This is a genomic window from Bartonella sp. AA126HLJHH (assembly GCF_042197425.1).
GTDB lineage: Bacteria > Pseudomonadota > Alphaproteobacteria > Rhizobiales > Rhizobiaceae > Bartonella.
Genome location: NZ_JBHIRU010000108.1, coordinates 1 through 832 on the forward strand (window position 1 = coordinate 1; position 832 = coordinate 832).

The 832-nt window shown below is 38.3% G+C and carries 1 protein-coding gene and 1 pseudogene; both read left to right on the forward strand.

What is annotated here, in order from left to right:
• Window positions 1–234: pseudogene (locus ACFIQC_RS09985) on the forward strand (integrase); the annotation flags it as partial.
• A 209-nt stretch (window positions 235–443) separates the two neighbouring features.
• Window positions 444–644 (forward strand): AlpA family transcriptional regulator, encoded by a 201-nt coding sequence (locus ACFIQC_RS09990; protein WP_015856172.1) that lies wholly within the window; start codon window positions 444–446, stop codon window positions 642–644.
• The last annotated feature ends 188 nt before the right edge of the window (window positions 645–832 follow it).

An 832-nucleotide genomic window follows, 5' to 3' on the forward strand; every position in this document is an offset into this window, starting at 1 on the left:
TGTATGGCTCAATATATGAGAGACAATAAACTTGAAGCCTGCCCGCATGGTTTTCGCTCTAGTTTACGCGATTGGCTTGCTGAAACAACTGATGCCCCCTATGAGGTCGCTGAAACTATTCTAAGTCATACAGTAGGAGGACAAGTAGAGCGCTCCTATCGTCGTACTGACTATCTAGAACAGCGCCGTGTCTATATGGATAAATGGGCGGCTTATGTCACGGGTCAAACCTAAAATATGGGGTGAATAACCCCATGATCTGTGGATAACTTTAGCTCTCTTTTCTCTCATTCTTTCTCAATAAGAGTCATAAATTATCACATCAGAAAAACTATGATAAAATATTGTTTTCTATAAATAAAATACCTTCAAAAATGAACCAAAATGTGGTTAATAAATAGTTATGATTTGTTCTCATTTTTTACTTTTGAAAGGATTTTAGTATGACAGAAAATGATATTCTTTTAACAGACCGTGAAAGTGCAAAACTGCTTCATATGAGTGTCTCAACATTCCGCCGTCATGTTACCAATGGCTCTCTCCCAAAACCTTTAAAATTTGGTTTTTTATCGCGTTGGTTACAATCGGATCTTTTGAATGTCATCGAGCAAGCAAAACAGCAACGTTATAACGACGCGGCATAAAAAGAAAACCTTGTCACGTAAGGACGGACAAGGCTTTCTCAAACTCATCAACCTGGTGCTTTATTTGGTGTAAATTCAAGGCTTTCTCTACTGAAGCAAGACTTAAGGCTGGCATTCAAGTTGTTCTGAATGTTTTTTACAATAAGGGCTATTTAAGCGTCTCTCAACACTTCGCTGAGGCATGACAG

Coding starts and splice junctions, on each gene's coding strand:
- ACFIQC_RS09990 (WP_015856172.1), top strand. CDS start 444: ATGACAGAAAATGATATTCTTTTAACAGACCGTGAAAGTGCAAAACTG.